This window comes from Luteibacter anthropi, assembly GCF_011759365.1.
In the GTDB taxonomy this organism is placed as follows: domain Bacteria; phylum Pseudomonadota; class Gammaproteobacteria; order Xanthomonadales; family Rhodanobacteraceae; genus Luteibacter; species Luteibacter anthropi.
In genome coordinates this window covers 179,842-197,725 of sequence record NZ_JAARLZ010000008.1, presented here as the reverse complement: position 1 = coordinate 197,725, position 17,884 = coordinate 179,842, and the positions used below count along the sequence as shown (strand labels likewise).

General features: G+C 65.3%; 12 protein-coding genes. 8 read left to right on the top strand and 4 right to left on the bottom strand.

All coding sequences use genetic code 11. From position 1 onward, the window contains the following. Positions 1-2: 2 nt before the first annotated feature. Positions 3-1,172, bottom strand: coding sequence for an acyl-CoA dehydrogenase family protein (locus HBF25_RS15535; protein WP_166949968.1), 1,170 nt, complete (start codon positions 1,170-1,172; stop codon positions 3-5). 178 nt (positions 1,173-1,350) lie between these two features. Here HBF25_RS15535 and HBF25_RS15530 point away from each other — a divergent pair, with 178 nt between their 5' ends. Then, positions 1,351-1,878 carry a hypothetical protein gene (locus HBF25_RS15530; RefSeq protein WP_166949967.1) on the top strand — a complete coding sequence of 176 codons (528 nt, stop codon included), beginning with the start codon at positions 1,351-1,353 and terminating at the stop codon, positions 1,876-1,878. A gap of 62 nt (positions 1,879-1,940) precedes the next feature. Then, positions 1,941-2,816, top strand: a complete 876-nt coding sequence (locus HBF25_RS15525) for a DMT family transporter (protein WP_166949966.1) — start codon at positions 1,941-1,943, stop codon at positions 2,814-2,816. A gap of 47 nt (positions 2,817-2,863) precedes the next feature. Here HBF25_RS15525 and HBF25_RS15520 read toward each other — a convergent pair whose 3' ends face one another. From HBF25_RS15520 to HBF25_RS15510, 3 genes are all read right to left on the bottom strand, one after another. Further along, positions 2,864-3,799, bottom strand: a complete 936-nt coding sequence (locus HBF25_RS15520) for a 5'-nucleotidase (RefSeq protein ID WP_166949965.1) — start codon at positions 3,797-3,799, stop codon at positions 2,864-2,866. 205 nt (positions 3,800-4,004) lie between these two features. After that, entirely contained in the window at positions 4,005-4,763 is a 759-nt protein-coding gene (locus tag HBF25_RS15515) for an NAD kinase (RefSeq protein WP_166949963.1), read from the bottom strand. A gap of 178 nt (positions 4,764-4,941) precedes the next feature. Further along, on the bottom strand, positions 4,942-9,861 hold the full coding sequence (locus HBF25_RS15510; RefSeq protein WP_166949961.1) for an NAD-glutamate dehydrogenase: 4,920 nt from the start codon (positions 9,859-9,861) through the stop codon (positions 4,942-4,944). Positions 9,862-10,131: 270 nt separating this feature from the next. Between HBF25_RS15510 and HBF25_RS15505 the strand changes: the two genes are divergently transcribed. The 6 genes from HBF25_RS15505 to HBF25_RS15480 all read left to right on the top strand — a co-directional run bounded on the left by HBF25_RS15505 (position 10,132) and on the right by HBF25_RS15480 (position 17,759). Further along, positions 10,132-10,788, top strand: coding sequence for a TetR/AcrR family transcriptional regulator (locus HBF25_RS15505; RefSeq protein WP_166949959.1), 657 nt, complete (start codon positions 10,132-10,134; stop codon positions 10,786-10,788). Further along, the gene (locus HBF25_RS15500; RefSeq protein WP_166949957.1) at positions 10,785-12,017 is read left to right on the top strand and encodes an efflux RND transporter periplasmic adaptor subunit; all 1,233 of its coding nucleotides are present in this window, start codon (positions 10,785-10,787) and stop codon (positions 12,015-12,017) included. The genes HBF25_RS15505 and HBF25_RS15500 overlap by 4 nt, the downstream gene beginning before the upstream one ends. A gap of 12 nt (positions 12,018-12,029) precedes the next feature. Then, positions 12,030-15,344, top strand: coding sequence for an efflux RND transporter permease subunit (locus HBF25_RS15495; RefSeq protein WP_166949956.1), 3,315 nt, complete (start codon positions 12,030-12,032; stop codon positions 15,342-15,344). Between the two features lie 199 nt (positions 15,345-15,543). Then, positions 15,544-15,837 carry a BrnT family toxin gene (locus HBF25_RS22585; RefSeq protein ID WP_166949954.1) on the top strand — a complete coding sequence of 98 codons (294 nt, stop codon included), beginning with the start codon at positions 15,544-15,546 and terminating at the stop codon, positions 15,835-15,837. Beyond that, positions 15,788-16,111, top strand: coding sequence for a BrnA antitoxin family protein (locus HBF25_RS15485; protein WP_166949953.1), 324 nt, complete (start codon positions 15,788-15,790; stop codon positions 16,109-16,111). The genes HBF25_RS22585 and HBF25_RS15485 overlap by 50 nt, the downstream gene beginning before the upstream one ends. A gap of 118 nt (positions 16,112-16,229) precedes the next feature. Then, positions 16,230-17,759 (top strand): alpha/beta hydrolase, encoded by a 1,530-nt coding sequence (locus tag HBF25_RS15480; protein ID WP_166949951.1) that lies wholly within the window; start codon positions 16,230-16,232, stop codon positions 17,757-17,759. The last annotated feature ends 125 nt before the right edge of the window (positions 17,760-17,884 follow it).

Here is a 17,884-nt window from a genome sequence, read left to right as displayed (position 1 = left end):
CCTCAGAACGCGTTGATGCCGGTCAGTTCGCGGCCCACCACCAGCTGGTGCACCGTTTCGGTGCCTTCGTAGGTGATGACCGATTCGAGGTTCAGGGCGTGACGGATGGCCGAGTGCTCGGTGGTGATGCCTGCGCCGCCGAGGATGTCACGGCAGTCGCGGGCGATATCGATCGCCATGCGCACGTTATTCCACTTCGCCAGCGAGACCTGCGTGGGCTGCATGGTGCCGGCGTCCTTCAGGCGACCGAGCTGGAGCGACAGCAGCTGCGCCGTGGTGATGCGACGGGCCATGTCGGCCAGCTTCACCTGCACGGCCTGGTTGGCGGCCAGCGGACGATTGAACAGGATGCGCTGCGCGGTGTAGTCGAGTACTTCCTTCAGGCAGGCCTGCGCGGCGCCGATCGGGCCCCAGGTGATGCCGTAACGGGCCTGGGTGAGGCAGCCGAGCGGGCCCTTCAGGCCCTTCACGTTCGGCAGGCGCGCGCTGTCCGGCACGCGCACGTCGTCGAAGAACAGGCCGGAGGTGACCGAGGCGCGCAGGCTCATCTTCTTGTGGACTTCCTGAGCGGCGAAGCCCTTGGTGTCCGTCGGCACGATGAAGCCCTGGATGCCGTCGTCGGTCTGCGCCCAGACGATGGCGATATGCGCCAGGTTGCCGTTGGTGATCCACATCTTGGCGCCGTTGATCACCCAGTCGCCACCGTCCTTGCGCGCCACCGTCTTCATGTTGGCCGGGTCGGAGCCGCCATGGGGCTCCGTGAGGCCGAAGCAGCCGATGACCTCGCCCGCGGCCATGCGCGGCAGGTATTCACGCTTCTGCTCTTCGGAGCCGTAGGCGTAGATGGGATACATGCACAGCGAGCTCTGCACCGAGGCAAAGCTGCGCAGGCCCGAATCGCCGCGTTCCAGCTCCTGGCAGATCAGGCCGTAGCTGACGGCGTTCATGCCGGCGCAGCCGTATTCCTCGGGCAGCGTCGCACCCAGCAGGCCCAGGGAGGCGATCTCGGGCACCAGTTCGGCGGGGAAGCGGCCCTTGTCGAAAGCGTCGCCGATGATCGGCAGCACCTTTTCATCGACAAAGCGGCCAACGGTGTCCTGCACCATCCGCTCTTCTTCGGTAAGCAGCGAACGGACGTCGTAGAGATCGAGCGGGTCGAGACGATGGGCCATACGGGTACTCGCGAAGGGCAGCCGGAAAAGCCCCTGATTGTAGACCTGCGCCATGGCGCGGTCATGGCGGGGCGCAACAAATCGGCTTCATGGGCCTACATGGTTTTCAGCGTGCACCGCTGCTGCGGCACCGGGCCCACCGACGACACTGCCATTTTGCCCACAGGACATCCGCCCCATGCCATCCCTGCGTACCGCATTGATCTGTCTCGCCACGGGCATTGCCGCCTCTTCCGTCGCCATAGCCACCGATGTGCCGCCTGCGTGGGAAGGCGCGCTCGTGTTCGAGCAGGCCAATGGCGACTTCGTCGCACTGGACAACGCCACGGACCGTCCCATCCACGCCATCGTGCAGGCCCGTGGCATCGCGGGGGCTCTTCACTGGCGTGACGATGGTCTCCGGGTGCTCACGTGGCGGGGAGACATCGCCCGCGTCCGCATGCCCCCGCCGGGCAGCGCGGCCACCGTCACGAATGCCTGGGGTCATTGCCTCACGGTGAAGGCGGCCGACGATATCCGCTGGAGCGAATGTCGTGGCGGCGCGGCCCATCAGGTCTGGTCGATGGAGGAAGGCAGCCTCGTTGCACCACCGCCGTTCCGCGGCTTTCTGGCGCATGGAACGCCAGAAGACGACACCCGGCTTCATATCGTCCGGGGCGACGCTCCGCTGACGGTGGTCGGCTCCGTGCTTTCCGCTGCGGATTGACAAGACACGCACACCGAAAGCGCTTGCATAATGGGCAACCTCCCGGCTGACCGGAACCTCCCATGTTCAAAGGTGTGCTCCTCGGTTTCGCCTGCTACGCCGCCTATGCATGGAGCGACGCCTTCGTTAAGGCACTGGAAGGCACCCTCCCGCCCTACGAGACGGTGTTCTTCGGCGCCATCCTCGCGCTGGCTGCCCTGCCCTTCCTCAAAAAGCCCGGCGACCGCTGGAGCGAGGTGGTGGTGTCGAAGATGCCCGGCCTGTGGCTGCTGCGGGCCATGGCCGGCGCCATCGGCAATGTCACGTCGGTGATGGCCTTCACGGCGCTACCCATGGCCGAGGCGTTCTCGCTGATCTTCCTGCTGCCGATCTTCGTGACCATCCTGTCGGTGATCTTCCTGCGCGAGCAGGTGGGCTGGCGACGCTGGTCGGCCGTGGTGGTGGGTTTCGTCGGCGTGCTGGTGGTGTTGCGCCCCGGCTTCCGCGAACTCAGCACGGGGCATGTGGCGGCGATCATCTGCGGCATCGCGGGTGCCTTGTCGATCATCGCCCTGCGCATGGCCGGCGCCACGGAGAAGCGCATTACCCTTTACGGAGCAGGCGTGGTCGGGCCGATGATCGCCGGCTTCATCATGATGCTGCCGCATTTCGTCTGGCCCGACGTCCACCAGTGGGTGCTGGTACTGGGCTACGGCCTGCTGGCCGCCGCCGGTGCGGTGCTGCTGATGCTTGCCACGCAGAAGGCACCGGCCAATCGCGTGGCGCCGACGCAGTACAGCCAGATGCTCTGGGCCATCCTGTTCGGCTACCTGTTTTTCCACGATCACCTGGACTGGCCGATGCTGGTCGGCATCGTGATGATTCTTGGCGCAGGCCTGTTCACTTTCGTGCGCGAGGAAAAGCGCACGCAATGGTGGCGCTGGACCAACATCGTTTAACAGCGCGGCCGGCGTTTCGCGACAACCGGTCGCGCGCAGGCGCGCTCCTACAGGTTTGAGACGCCGTGGGGGACGTGGCCGGTGGCGACTACGCGGCGGGCGGATTCCACGTTGGCGGGGGAATCGTCGAAGAAGATGTCCGCGCCGAAGGCATCGAGGAACGGCCCCTTGTCGCGACCGCCCAGGAACAACGCCTCGTCGATGCGCACACCCCACTTGCGCAAGGTCAGGATCACGCGCTTGTGCGCCGGCGCAGAACGCGCGGTGACCAGGGCCGTGCGGATCGGCGAATCCTCTGCGGGAAACGCCGCCTGCAAACGATGCAGGGCCGACAGGAAGCCACGGAATGGTCCACCGGACAGTGGCTCGGCCCAACGGGCGGTCTCGCTGGCGTGAAAGGCATCCAGGCCCTGTTCCTTCGACACCCGTTCGCCCTCGTCGCCGAAGATAACGGCGTCGCCATCGAAGGCGATGCGCAGTTGCTCGGAAGAGCGCGGCGCGGCCGTCGAAGGCAGGATCGTGGCGGCGGCGACACCGGCGCGCAGCGCCCTGCCCACGTCTTCGGCATTTGCTGAAAGAAACAGGTCGGCCTTGAAAGGTGCGATGTAGTCGGACGTGGGCGCTCCGCTGGTGAACGCCGCACGGGAGATGTCCAGGCCGTAATGCTGGATGGCGTTGAAGATGCGCAGGCCGGTATCGCCGGAATTGCGCGACAGCAGGATCACCTCGACCGGCGGCACGTCGCCGGAAAGACGGTTCAGGTCGAGCAGTTTCTGTACGAGGGGAAAGGCCACGCCCGGCTGGAGCAGCTCGTCCTCGTGTTCGATCTGGTAGGCACGGAAAGCGTCGATACCTTCGCGTTCGAACAGGTCGTGGCTGTCACCCATGTCGAACAGGGCGCGCGAGGAGATCGCCACGACGAGGCGGTTGTCGTTGGCGGATGAGGCGGCGTGTGCGTTGGGTGGGACCGGGGCGAGGGTCATGCGGGGTGGTTCCGTGGGCGTGCTGTACTTATCGTAACGCCCACCACCGCCCTGTAGGAGCGCGCCTTGCGCGCGACCGGGGTTTCGCGCTGATCCGGTCGCGCGCAAGGCGCGCTCCTACAGAGTAGCTACGTGTCGCTCACACGCCTTCGGTAAGCAACCTACCGGAGGGGTGGGAGTCGATCGCATCGGCGATAAAGCGTGGCTACGGAGCGAACTGCTCGTCCAGGATGCGCTGCTGGAGGTTGTGTTCGGGGTCGAACAGCAGGCGGACCGAATTGCGGCGCGACTGGCGTACTTCGACGGCGCGCACGTCGCGCACCTCGTGGAAGTCGGCCGTTGCGCTGATCGGGCGTTTGTTCGGGTCCTTGGTGTCGAAGCCGACCTTCGTGGCGTGCGGAAGGATCGCCCCGCGCCAGCGGCGAGGACGGAACGGGCTGATGGGTGTAAGCGCCAGCACGTTGGCGTCGAGCGGGAGGATGGGGCCATGGGCAGACAGGTTGTAAGCCGTGGAGCCCGCCGGCGTGCTGACCAGGATGCCGTCGCAGACCAGCTCGTCGAGCTTTACCTCGCCGTTCAAACGAACCTGCAGGTGGGCGGCCTGGTTGCTCTGCCGCAAAAGCGCCACTTCATTGAACGCCAGCGCACGATGTTCGACGCCATCGCAGCAGGTGCTGTGCATTTCCAGTGGATGCAGCACGGCCGGATGCGCCCGTTCGATGCGCTCGGCGAGCGCATCGAGATCGTGCTTGTTCATGAGAAAACCCAGCCGGCCGAGTTTCATGCCGTAGAAGGGCACGGCCAGCGAGCGATAGGTATGCAGCGTGCGCAGCATGAAGCCATCGCCACCGAGCGAGACGATGATGTCGGCGTCACCGGGCTCGACACTGCCATAGCGTTTCACGAGCGCGGCTCGGGCACGTTGGGCAACGTCGGTTTCGCTGGCTACGAAGGCTAGGCGCATGAATGTGCTGGCTAGGGTCCGACCCCCAGCTTAGCGCCTGCGAACAGGGAAACGATAGCCTGTAGGAGCGCGCCTCGCGCGCGACCGCTACGAAGCCATGAACCACAGGCTCCGTAGCGGTCGCGCGCAAGGCGCGCTCCTACAAGAAGGATGGGGCACGAGGCCCCATCCCTGGCCGTCAGACCGGGATCTGGGCCAGCTGGGCCAGGCGGCGGACGGCGACCGAGGCGATCGGGTAGTCCGCGTTCTGGGTGAGGATTTCGGCCAGCATAGTACGGGTGTACTTCAGCGTGGCGTCGTCGCGTTCCAGCCAGGCCTTGACCGGGCTGACGTCGGTGCGATCACCGGCCACGGCGAGCACCTGCACGGCCAGGGCACGATGCTGGGCATTGAGCTCGTCCAGCAGCGAACCGCGGGCCTGCGCATGCCATGCACCTTCCACCGGCAGCGCCTCGATCTGTCCACGCAGCCATTCGAGGTCGAGCGCCTCGCCCAGTTCGTAGAAGACCTTGGCGACCGTGGCCATGTCCTTGCCGCTCTGCTTCGACACTTCGACCATGTCGAGCGCCGCGCGCAGCACCGGGATGCGGGCAAGCCGCAGCGCCAGCGACGAGGGCACGCCCAGGCCTTCCCACTTCTCCTGGCTGGCGCCGAAATCGGCACGACCGGTATCGGTGAGGGCATCGGGCAGCGACTTGCGCAGCACCGTCACCTCGGCCGCATAGCGGTCGACGTTGGCGGCGATGTCGAGCGAGCCACCCGGACGGCTGAGCAGCCAGCGGGTGAGATGACGCAGCAGCGACCAGATATGCAGGATGGCGTCGATCTGGGTGTCTTCGGCCACCTTGCCATCGAGCGCCTCGATCTCGGCCCACAGTTCACGGGCATCCAGGATTTCGCGCGCAGCCGTGTAGGCCTTGGCGATCGACGCCGGGCCGTGGCCCGTGTCTTCCTGCATGCGCATCATGAAGGTGGCGCCCATGCGGTTGATCGTCGAGTTGGTCACCGCGGTGGCGATGATCTCGCGCTTCAGGCGATGGCGCTGCATGTGCTCGGCGTACTTCTCGTGCAACGGCACGGGGAAGTAGCGGACCAGCTCGCGCGACAGGTACGGATCTTCCGGTACGTCGGAATCGAGCAATTGCTGGAACAGGCGGATCTTGTCGTACGACAGCAGCACCGACAGTTCCGGACGGGTAAGGCCCTGGCCCTTCTGCTTGCGCTCGGCAAGCTCGGCCTGACTCGGCAGCGACTCGACCTGGCGATCGAGCAGGCCTTCGGCCTCCAGCGTGGTGATGAAGTGCGCCATCGAACCCAGACGGCGGACCGACTGGTGCTCCATGAGCGTGATGGCCTGGTTCTGGCGGTAGTTGTCCCACAGCACCAGGCGGGCCACTTCGTCGGTCATCTCGGCCAGCTGCTTGTTGCGGCCGTCGAACGAGAGCTCGCCACGCTGCACGGCATCGTTGAGCAGGATCTTGATGTTCACCTCGTGATCGGAGGTGTCCACACCGGCGGAGTTGTCGATGAAGTCGGTATTCATCAGCACACCGGCCTGCGAGGCTTCGATGCGGCCCTTCTGGGTCATGCCCAGGTTGCCGCCTTCGCCGATGACCTTGCAGCGCAGCTCGTTGCCGTTGACGCGCAGGCCGTTGTTGGCGCGGTCGCCCACATCGGCATGCGTTTCGCTGGTGGCCTTCACGTAGGTGCCGATACCGCCGTTCCACAGCAGGTCGACCGGCGCCTTGAGGATGGCCGAGAGCAGGTCATTCGGTGCCATGTGCGTGGCATCGGAACGGATGCCGAGCACGGCCTTCACTTCGGCCGAGACCGGAATCGACTTGGCACTGCGCGGATACACGCCGCCACCGGCCGAGATCAGCGACTTGTCGTAGTCATCCCACGACGAGCGCGGCAGGGCGAACATGCGCTGGCGTTCGACGAAGCTCTTCGCCGCATCGGGGTTCGGGTCGAGGAAGATGTGGCGATGGTCGAACGCGGCCAGCAGGCGGATGTGCTCGGAAAGCAGCATGCCGTTGCCGAACACGTCGCCGGACATGTCACCCACGCCCACCGTGGTGAAATCCTGGCTCTGGCTGTCGCGGCCCATCGCACGGAAGTGGCGCTTGACCGACTCCCATGCGCCCTTGGCCGTGATGCCCATGCCCTTGTGGTCGTAACCGTAGGAGCCGCCCGAGGCGAATGCGTCGTCGAGCCAGAAGCCGTGCTCCGTGGAGATGGCGTTGGCGATATCCGAGAAGGTGGCCGTGCCCTTGTCGGCGGCAACCACGAGATACGGATCGTCGTTGTCATGGCGCACGACATCGTGCGGCGGCACCACCTTGCCCTCGACGAGGTTGTCGGTGATGTCGAGCAGGCCGTTGATGAACATGCGGTAGCAGGCGATGCCTTCGGCCAGCTGGGCGTCGCGATCGCCGCCCACCGGCGGACGCTTCACGAAGAAGCCGCCCTTCGAGCCGACCGGCACGATGACCGTGTTCTTCACCATCTGCGCCTTCACCAGGCCCAGCACTTCCGTGCGGAAGTCTTCGCGGCGATCGGACCAGCGCAGGCCGCCACGGGCCACCGAGCCGAAGCGCAGGTGGATGCCCTCGACGCGCGGGGCGTAGACGAAGATCTCGCGGAACGGCACCGGCTTGGCGAGGTCGGGCACCTGGTGCGAATCGAACTTGAAGCTGACGTAGGAACGGAACGCACCGTCCCATGCCTGGAAGAAGCTGGTACGCAGGGTAGCGTGCACCAGCGCGATGTAGCTGCGCAGGATGCGGTCTTCGTCGAGGCTGGAGACGTTGTCGAGCAGCGCGTTGATGGCTTCTTCCACCGCCACCGCCTGTTCGTCGCGCGGACGGGCCAGGGAGGCGACGAGGTTGCCGATGAGCGCCGGCTGGGCCGCCAGGACGTCATGGTCGATCAGCGCGTGCATCTCGTGCGAGAGCATGCCCTCGGCGTAGGCCAGGGCCTTCTCGTCGAGGTTTTCGCGGCGTGGATCGAAGCGCGCGTTGAACAGCTCGATGATGAGGCCGGCGATGGCCGGGTAACGGTTGAGGGCGTCTTCCATGTACGCCTGCGAGAAGGCCACGCCCGTCTGCAGCAGGTATTTGCAGTAGCCGCGCAGCACGGCAACCTGGCGCCAGTTGAGCTTGGCGCCCAGCACGAGGCGGTTGAAGCCGTCGTTCTCGGCGTTGCCGCGCCAGATCTGCTCGAAGGCGTCTTCGAAGATCGTACCGACCTGCTCCACCTCGAAGGCGAGGCGGCCGACCGGCTGGACTTCGAAATCCTGGATGTAGAGCGCGCTTTCGCCCTGCTTCACTTCGTACATGTGCTCGGTGAGCACGCGCAGGCCGAGGTTTTCCAGCTGCGGCAGCACTTCGGAGAGTGCGATGTCCGAACCCGAACGGTAGACCTTGAAGCGAAGTTCTTCAGGACGATGCGGCGGGTGGTAGAACGACATGCTGATGGCGTCGGGGCCGTCGAGGCCCGCCAGCGCTGCCACGTCGGTGGCAGCGACCTGCGGCGACACTTCGTCGACGTAGCCGGCAGGCAATGCCTTGCCATAGCGATTGGCAAGGATGATGCCCTGCTGCTCGCCCATGCTCTCGACCAGGCGGTCGCGCAGCTCGTCGTACCAGTTGCGGGCAATGGAGGCGATCTGCGCTTCCATGGCGGCGGCGTCGTAGACCGGGTGGTCGCCGATGCGCGGGCGCACCACGACATGCAGGCGCACCAGGGCGGCCTCGCCCATCAGCACGGCGGAATCCACGTGCTCGCCGTGGAACGCTTCACGCAGCACGCCTTCCACGCGCTCACGCACGGCGGTGTTGAAGCGGTCGCGCGGAATGTAGACCAGGCACGAGAAGAAGCGGCCGTAGCTGTCGCGACGGATGAACAGGCGCGTGCGCGTGCGCTGTGCCAGTTCGAGCAGGCCGATGGACAGCGCAAAGAGCTCGTCGGTGCTGCACTGGAACAGTTCGTCGCGCGGCAGCGTATCGAGGATGTGGCGCAGCGACTTGCCCGAGTACGAATCGCGCTTCAGGCCCGAGCGGGCCATCACGGCCTCGCACTTGTCGCGCACCAGCGGCACGTGCTGCGGGTGGGCCATGTACGCGTTGGAGGAGAACAGGCCGAGGAAGCGCTGTTCGGCCACCGGGCGGCCCTTGTCGTCGAACTTGAGGACGCCGATGTAATCCATGTAGCCCGCACGGTGGATCGGCGAGCGGGCGTTGGTCTTGGTGAGGATGATGGCGTCGGTGGAACCCGAACGCGGCATCTCCGAGGCTACCAGGGTGCGCAGCGAGCGCGGCGCCAGCGAGCGCTCCGCGGCGCGCAGGATGCCAAGGCCCGAGCCGTCGACGGTCTTCAGTACCTCATCGTCGCCTTCGGCCGTGACCACGTATTCGCGGTAGCCCATGAAGGTGAAGTGGTCGTCGGCGACCCAATGCAGGAACTCGGTGGCTTCGCGCACTTCGTCGGCCGTGTACGGCAGCGCGCGCTTGCCGAGGTCGTCGGCGACCTCGACCATACGGCCGCGCATGGCTTTCCAGTCGGCCACGGTCTCGCGGACATCGGCCAGGGCCGTTTCGAGCTGGCCGCGCAGGGTTTCGATCTGGGCGTCGTCGAGGCGGTCGATCTCGAAGCGCATGATCGACTCGGTCTTCTCGCCCGAACCCAGCGACTCCAGAACGCCGGCGACCGAGCGGACCACGGGTACCACAGGGTGGACGATGGCATGGATTTCCGCATGGGCGGCGGCCACCATCGACACGGTGTCGACGAGGAAAGGCATATCGTCCGTGACGACTTCGATCACTGCACGTGAACCGGAGACGCCCGGGTTGTATACCCGCAGCCTGGCCTGGCCGGCGGTGCGCTCACGGGCGAAGGAGAGCAGGTCCGCGATAAGGGCAGCCCAGCGCCCGGGGGCGTGGAGGGCGTAATCGGCAGGAGCGATACGCTCGAAGAAGGCCTCAATAAAAAATCGCGCCTCGTTAAGGCGCTCCGCGGGATAGTCGATTTTTTTCAGTTCATCGAAGACGACGTCATGGAACTGGCCGTGTTCGGCTGCGCGAATCGCATTCATGGGCGGATATCGGTGTGGGGGGGGAGGTAGAAACCGTCAAAGCATAGCTCTGTGCACCCTGTCCTAGCCACACCGTCTCATGGGATTGCGGGCACCATGTTTCACTGCATCGCGGCATAACCGTCGTTGTAACAGACGACAAGGCTCACGCCCCTTTAACGAATCAGGAGCTTGCAACGCAACAAATCGTGTTCAGCCGCACGAAAGGCCCGTTGACGCTGGACGGAGGGAGATTCTAAACTGGACGGTATAGTCCAGCAGGTATGCGAAATGACGAACCTGGATGAGCGCCCCGCCCCGGATCGCCAGAAGCGGGTTCTCCAGGCCGCATGTACGTTGTTCCTGCGCGACGGTTACCGCGTAAGCATGGGGTCCGTGGCACGCGAGGCAGGCGTGTCCAAACAGACCGTGTACGCCTATTACGAAAACAAGGACACCCTGTTCCACGCCGCCGTTGAACAACTCGTCTTGCCTCTCCATGCCAGCCTGGCGCCCGAGGGCCGCAACCTCTCGGATACGCTGCAAGCCCTGGCCCAGGCACACCATACCCACGTGATGGACCACGACAACGTTGCGCTCGGCCGGATGCTGATCGCGGAAGCGCCACGGTTTCCCGCCGCGGCGAAAACCTTTTTCCGTACCGCGATCGACCTCATCGCGGCCCGGTTGGCACGTTGCATGGCCGAGGCGATGGACCAGGGCAGGATGCGCCGGGAAAACCCGGACGTGGCCGCCGAGCTCTTCCTGTCCATGCTTCACGGGCTGGAAGGTGACCGGCGCCTGTTCGGGATGCGCGCCAGGGGTCAGAGAGCCCAGGACGAATGGGCACGGCACGCGGTAACAGTATTTATGCACGCTTACGACATCCACCCGGATGCCGCGGCGCGAACGAACAAGAAACCTGGAAACGGAACGGAGTTCTCATGAAACCCCTGCCCCTGCGCACCTCCCTGCTGGCCGCCGGCCTGATTGCTGCCCTTGCCGCCTGCCACAAGCAGGAAGCCCCACAGATGCCGCCTCCGCCGGAGGTCGGTGTCGTCACCGCACAGCCGCAGGACGTTCCGCTGGTCCAGGACCAGGTCGGTCGCCTGTCCTCCCTGCGTACGGCCGACGTACGCGCCCGCGTGCCCGGCATCCTGCTGCATCGCCTCTATGACGAAGGCACCGACGTCAAGGCAGGCCAGAAGCTCTTCAAGATCGACCCGCAGCCGCTGCAGGCCGAACTCGACCAGCAGGTGGCCCTGCTTGCCTCCAACAAGGCCACGGCGCTCAACGCCAAGGCCCAGGCAGACCGCGCCCGCGGCCTGATCGGCAAGCACTTCGTGTCGCAGCAGGATCTCGACACCGCCGAAGCGAACGAGCGCACGGCCAATGCCTCCGTGAAGCAGAGCGAGGCCTCCGTGCAGGCGGCCCGCATCAACCTCGGCTTCACCGACGTGGTCTCGCCCATCGACGGTCGTGCCGGTCAGCAGCAGGTCACCGAAGGCGCCCTCGTGGGCCAGAACGAGACCACCCTGCTCACCCAGGTCGACCAGATCGACAAGCTCTACGTGAACTTCAGCGTGTCCGTGGCCGACCTCGACACCATGCGCCGCGCCGCCGCGGCCGGCAACGCCACGCTGTCGCCCACCGACAAGTCCTCGGTGCGCATCCAGCTGCCGGACGGTTCCGACTACGCCGAACAGGGCGTGCTCGACTTCTCGTCGGCCACGGTCAGCCCGCAGACCGGCACGGTGAACCTGCGTGCGCAGCTCGCCAACCCTGACCTGCGCCTGCTCCCGGGCCAGTTCGTGACGGTGAAGGCCAACCTCGGCAGCCTGCACAACGTGTTCCTCGTGCCGCAGGACGCCGTGCTGCGTGACGCCAACTCGGCCTATGTGCTGGTGGTCGGCGAAGGCAAGTCGAAGGACCCGCAGACGGGCGAAGAGAAAACCGTCCCCTCCGCGGCTGTCCGTCGACCGATCCAGGCCGATCGCCTGAGCGGTTCCAACTGGGTGGTCACCGGCGGTCTGAAGCCGGGCGACCAGATCATCGTCCAGGGCCTGCCGAAGGCCAGGGAAAACGCGCCGGTCAAACCGTCGCCCGCGCAGGCCGCTCCGGCGGACGGTGCGCCGGGCCAGGCGGGTGCTCCGGGCGCTCCTGCCGGCAAGCAGTAAGGGAGTTTCGTCATGCCGAGTTTCTTCATCGACCGCCCCATCTTCGCGTGGGTGGTTGCGATCCTGATCAGCCTGTGCGGCACGATCGCCCTGCTCAACATGGGTATCGAGTCGTATCCGAACATCGCGCCTCCGCAGGTCGTGGTTACCGCCACGTACCCGGGCGCGAGCGCGGATACGACCGAAAAAACCGTGACGCAGGTCATCGAGCAGCAGCTGACCGGTATCGACCACCTGCTCTACTTCAGCTCGCAGTCCAGTTCGGCCGGTACGGCCACCGTGACGCTGACCTTCGAAACCGGTACCGACCCTGACATCGCCCAGGTCCAGGTGCAGAACAAGGTGTCGCTCGCGACGCCCCGCCTGCCCCAGGAAGTGACCCAGCAGGGCGTCGTGGTGGCCAAGTCCAACCCCGACTTCCTGATGTTCGTGGCGCTGACCTCGTCCAACCCGGCCATCGACGGCAACCGCCTCACCGACATCGTGTCTTCGCAGGTGCTCGACCAGGTGGCCCGTATCCCGGGCGTCGGCAGCACCCGCCAGCTCGGTGCCGAGTACGGTATGCGTGTGTGGCTCAACCCGGACAAGCTGCGTGGCTACGGCCTCTCGGCCAGCGACCTGCGCAACGCGCTCAGCACGCAAAACGTGCAGTTCGCCGCGGGCTCCATCGGTACCGACCCGGCCGTGGACGGCCAGGGCTTCAGTGCCACCGTGTCCGCCGAAGGCCGCTTCACCACGCCGGAAGAGTTCAGCAACATCATCATCCGTGCGAACAACGACGGTACCGTGGTGCTCCTGAAGGACGTCGCCCGCGTCGAGCTGGGTCCGCAGACCTACGGCTTCAACGCATCGTGGAACGGCCAGTCCACCGGTTCGTTCGGTGTGCAGCTGCTGCCCGGCGCGAATGCGCTGGACGTGGCCAACGCCGTGCGCGCCAAGATGGACGAGCTCGCCAAGAGCTTCCCGGACGGCGTGACCTGGTTCGCTCCGTACGACACGACCAAGTTCGTGGTGATCTCGATCGAGGAAGTGGTGCACACCCTCGTCGAGGCGATCATCCTCGTGTTCCTCGTGATGCTGCTGTTCCTGCAGAACTTCCGCGCCACGATCATTCCGACCCTGGTCATCCCGGTCGCCCTGCTCGGCACCTTCCTCGGTCTGTCGCCGCTGGGCTTCACCATCAACCAGCTGACCCTGTTCGGCATGGTGCTCGCCATCGGTATCGTGGTGGATGACGCGATCGTCGTGATCGAGAACGTCGAGCGCATCATGACGGAGGAGCACCTCTCTCCGAAGGAAGCCACCCGCAAGGCGATGGGCCAGATCACCGGCGCCGTCGTGGCAATCACCGTGGTGCTGGCGGCCGTGTTCGTGCCCTCGGCCCTGCAGCCGGGCGCCTCGGGCATCATCTACAAGCAGTTCGCGCTGACCATCGCCGTGTCGATGGGCTTCTCGGCCTTCCTCGCGCTTTCCTTCACCCCGGCGCTGTGCGCCACCATCCTGAAGAACGAGCACGACAAGCCGAAGAACATCGTCTACCGCAAGTTCAACGACATCTTCGACCGCGTGACCCACACCTACTCGGGTCACATCGGTGGCGCGATCCGTCACGCCCCGCGCTGGATGATCGTGTTCGTGCTGATCGCGGTGCTCTGCGGCTTCCTGTTCACCCGCCTGCCCACCAGCTTCGTGCCTGACGAAGACCAGGGCTACGCGCTGGCGATCGTGCAGCTGCCCCCGGGTTCGAGCATCGCGCGCACCGAGAAGGTGATGGGCGACATGCGCCAGATCCTGCTGAAGGACGCTGCCGTGGACGGCATCTTCCAGATCTCGGGCTTCAGCTTCGTGGGTAGCGGCGAAAACGTCGGCATGACCTTCATCCGCCTGAAGGACTGGGGCGACCGTGACCTCACGGCCGAGAAGTTCATCATGCAGGCCAACGGCAAGATGCAGGCCGTGCGCAACGCCACGATCTTCGTGGTGAACCTGCCCACGATCCGCGGTCTGTCGCAGTTCGGCGGTATCGACATGTACCTGCAGGCCCGTGCCGGCCAGTCGCGCGCGGAGCTCACCCAGGCCCGCAACATGCTGCTCGGCGCCGCATCGCAGAACCACGCGCTGGTCGGCATCCGTCCGAACACGCTGGAAGACGCACCGCTGCTGCAGCTGCATGTGGACCGTACCCAGGCACAGACCATGGGCCTTTCCGTCAGCGATATCTACACGGCGATCCAGCTCACCCTGGCTCCGGTGTACATCAACGACTTCTCCTACGGCGGACGCGTGAAGCGCGTGATGCTGCAGGCCGACGCGCCCTACCGCATGGGCACCGACGCCTTCCAGCACATCTTCACCCCGAGCGGCCTGCCCGCCACGGGTACGGCTTCGTCGGCCGCCACGGGTGGTTCGGTGGCCAGCTCGTCGACGTCCACGGACAGCAACATGGTTCCGCTGTCGTCGGTGGTCAGTTCGAAGTGGGAGATGGCGTCGCCCAGCCTCACGCGCTACAACGGCTATTCGGCCGTGGAAATCGTGGGCAACAACGCGCCGGGTTATTCCACCGGCCAGGCGATGAACATCGTCGAGGGCATCGTCAACGACAAGCTGCCGAAGGGCTTCGGCTATGACTGGACCGGTCAGTCCTACCAGGAAATCCTGTCGGGCAACTCGGCCACCATGCTCATGGTCCTCTCGATCGTGATCGTGTTCCTCTGCCTTGCCGCCCTGTACGAAAGCTGGTCGATTCCGGTGGCCGTGCTGCTGGTGGTGCCGCTGGGCATGCTGGGTACCGTCGTGTTCTCGATGCTGCGCGGCCTGCCGAACGACATCTACTTCAAGATCGGCCTCATCACCGTCATCGGTCTGGCAGCGAAGAACGCGATCCTGATCGTGGAATTCGCGGTGGAACAGCAGCAGTCGGGCAAGACCCTGCGCGAGGGCGTGATCCACGCTGCCCGCCTCCGTCTGCGCCCCATCCTGATGACCTCGCTGGCCTTCATCCTGGGCGTGCTTCCGCTCGCGATCTCCACCGGTGCCGGCGCCAACTCCCGCCACGCCATCGGTACGGGCGTGATCGGCGGCATGATCTTCGCGACCTTCCTCGGCCTGCTGCTGATCCCCGTGTTCTACGTGGTGGTCCGCCGCTTGCTGGGCGACAAGCTCGACGAGGTGTCGCACAAGATGCCGCACCACGGTGGCGATGACGACCACGATCCGCACGGCGGCGGCAACGCTCCCGGCCCGGTGAACGTCGGTCCCCACGCTCCCAACGTCGGTGACCTGACCGCGTTCGATTCGGACCCCCGACGGGGCACCGACCGACCGTAAGCAACACGAAGAAGCCCGGCGAAAGCCGGGCTTCTTTTTTGGGCCGCACCTACCTGGCGCAGGCCCCGTCCCCGGCCGACGACACGCTGCCCGTGAGCCACGATTTCCGGCCTGTCCATTCGCCGGGAACCGACGTGCCAGCATTTTTCAGCTTGCAACGTAGCTACAAATGTAGTTACATTTGGATCGCCATCCACTGATGGCCATTCACTTTGAATGGGACGAAACGAAGGCCCTCGCCAACAAGGCGAAACATGGCGTGTCCTTCCGCTCTGCCCTTGCCGTCTTCCTCGATGCCCATGCCCTCGATCGTCACGACAAAGGCGACCACACCGAGGATCGATTCGTCACCCTCGGGCTCGTCCAGGGTTATCTCCTCGTCGTCGTGTACACCTTGCGCCACGATGCCGTCCGACTGATCTCAGCTCGCGAAGCCACCCGCCATGAAGCCATCCCTTACTGGAAACATCGTTCGATACACGCTCGACCCTGATCGTCCGGAGCCCCTTGGCGCGGAACAGATCGCCGAGCTCGATGCCCTGAAAGGGCGCACCATCAATTTCAGCGACATCCCGCCCCAGGTCGACGACGGCCAGTGGCGGCCCGGCGGCTTCGCCCAGCTGCAGAACAAGCAACAGGTCACCCTGCGCATCGACAAGGACGTGCTCGACTTTTTCCGCAGCAGCGGCCAGCGCTACCAGACCCGCATCAATCATGTGCTGCGCGAGTACATGAACACGCACATGCCTTCCAAGCCTGAACGCTGAAAAGGCCGGCATTCGCAGCGGCGGCGTCGATGCATTCAGGCCGCTTCCCTGACCGATGGCACATGCCCTCGCGCTTTCAAGGGGGTGTCATCAGACGCGAGTCACGGGGAACACCACCATGCCGCCGATGCGCCACCTGCTAGCACTCGTTGCCCTGGTTGCCGCGCCTGTCGCGGCAACCGATATCCAGGTACGCCTGTCCGCCTCGACACCAAAACCCGTTTCAGGGCGGTTGATCGTGTTCGCCCAGCGAGTGGACCCGTCCACCAAGGCCACGCCTGACGCGATCGATATCGAATCGTTCTCTCCACCGGATCACGTGGCGATTGCCGCACGCGACATCGACGATCTGGCCCAGGACGAAACCGTTCGCGTGGACGCAGACGACACGGCGTGGCCGAGCCCGTTTTCAGGCATGCCGGCCGGCGATTACTGGGTACAGGCACTGCTGGACACGCGCCGCGATTACGGCCACTACGGCCGCGGCGGCGGCGATCTCACAGGACCGGTCACTCGCGTTCATCTGGGCAAGGATGCTCCGGCCATCACCGTGAAGCTTGATCGCACCGTACCCGCGTCGGTGCCATGGACCTTCGATCCACGCACCCAGCCCTTCATTCTCGACGCCGTACCGCATGCACGCGCCCAGGCCCGCGCCTTCTCATTCACCAGTGCAGCGGCCAGCACTTTTGCCGGGCGTCCCGTAACGCAGAAGGGATGGGTACTTCTACCCCCCGGCTACGACGGACATAAGCACTTTCCAACGGTCTACTCGCTATCCACCTATAGCGGTGACATCACCCGCCTCACCTTCGACGTTACGCTGATCGACCTGCTGATGAATCGCGGCGACCTGCCCCCCATGGTCTGGGTGTTCCCCGATTATTCGGTACACGGCGGCACGCACCAGTTCGTCGACTCGGTCAACGACGGCCCCTGGGAAACCGCCTTCATCACTGAACTGGTGCCGTGGATCGAATCCCACTACGCCGTCGACCGCGCACCGCGGGCACGCCTTCTCACGGGACATTCGTCCGGGGGTTGGTCCTCGCTTTGGTTGCAGGTGAACCATCCGGATTTCTTCGGTGGAGCGTGGTCCACCGGACCCGATCCCATCGATTTCCACAGCTGGCTCAACGTCGATATCTACGCCCACGATGCCAATGCCTATCGCCAGTCCGATGGCACACCAACAGCGGCCGCGCGAGGCAAGAACAACAAGGTTGTCGCGCGCCTCAAAGATGTCGCCCTGATCGAGCGCGTACTCGGCGACACCGGCGGGCAGCTGGGCAGCTTCGAATGGACCTTCTCGCCGCGCGGCGACGACAGCCGCCCGATGCCGTTGTTCGACCGACGCAGCGGCAAGGTCGACAGCGATGTCGCCGATGCCTGGCGCCGCTACGACATCGTGGAGCGCCTGCGGACACATCCGGATGCGCGCCTGGCCGGAAAGCTCCATGTCATCGTGGGTGCAGAAGACAACTATTACCTGGACGCCGGCGTGCGTCGCCTGGCCGCGCTGCCTGGCGTCGCCGACGTGCGCATCCTTCCCGGTCGCAACCACAACAACCTGCACGCAGTAGGCACAGATCCCCTGGGCCTGTTCCGCAGCATGGGTGCGGAAATGGCCAGGGCGGTCACGCCCTGAGGCCCGAGCGGGCGCAGCCCACCACACCTCACCCCTCGATTTGCCCCTGTAGGAGCGCGCCTTGCGCGCGACCGGCTATCGCGACCACCCGGTCGCGCGCAAGGCGCGCTCCTACAGGGGACGGG

Bases quoted from the DNA above. Each gene is read 5' to 3' on its own strand.
- HBF25_RS15535 (WP_166949968.1), bottom strand. From the start codon at position 1,172: ATGGCCCATCGTCTCGACCCGCTCGATCTCTACGACGTCCGTTCGCTG.
- HBF25_RS15530 (WP_166949967.1), top strand. From the start codon at position 1,351: ATGCCATCCCTGCGTACCGCATTGATCTGTCTCGCCACGGGCATTGCC.
- HBF25_RS15525 (WP_166949966.1), top strand. From the start codon at position 1,941: ATGTTCAAAGGTGTGCTCCTCGGTTTCGCCTGCTACGCCGCCTATGCA.
- HBF25_RS15520 (WP_166949965.1), bottom strand. From the start codon at position 3,799: ATGACCCTCGCCCCGGTCCCACCCAACGCACACGCCGCCTCATCCGCC.
- HBF25_RS15515 (WP_166949963.1), bottom strand. From the start codon at position 4,763: ATGCGCCTAGCCTTCGTAGCCAGCGAAACCGACGTTGCCCAACGTGCC.
- HBF25_RS15510 (WP_166949961.1), bottom strand. From the start codon at position 9,861: ATGAATGCGATTCGCGCAGCCGAACACGGCCAGTTCCATGACGTCGTC.
- HBF25_RS15505 (WP_166949959.1), top strand. From the start codon at position 10,132: ATGACGAACCTGGATGAGCGCCCCGCCCCGGATCGCCAGAAGCGGGTT.
- HBF25_RS15500 (WP_166949957.1), top strand. From the start codon at position 10,785: ATGAAACCCCTGCCCCTGCGCACCTCCCTGCTGGCCGCCGGCCTGATT.
- HBF25_RS15495 (WP_166949956.1), top strand. From the start codon at position 12,030: ATGCCGAGTTTCTTCATCGACCGCCCCATCTTCGCGTGGGTGGTTGCG.
- HBF25_RS22585 (WP_166949954.1), top strand. From the start codon at position 15,544: ATGGCCATTCACTTTGAATGGGACGAAACGAAGGCCCTCGCCAACAAG.
- HBF25_RS15485 (WP_166949953.1), top strand. From the start codon at position 15,788: ATGAAGCCATCCCTTACTGGAAACATCGTTCGATACACGCTCGACCCT.
- HBF25_RS15480 (WP_166949951.1), top strand. From the start codon at position 16,230: ATGCCGCCGATGCGCCACCTGCTAGCACTCGTTGCCCTGGTTGCCGCG.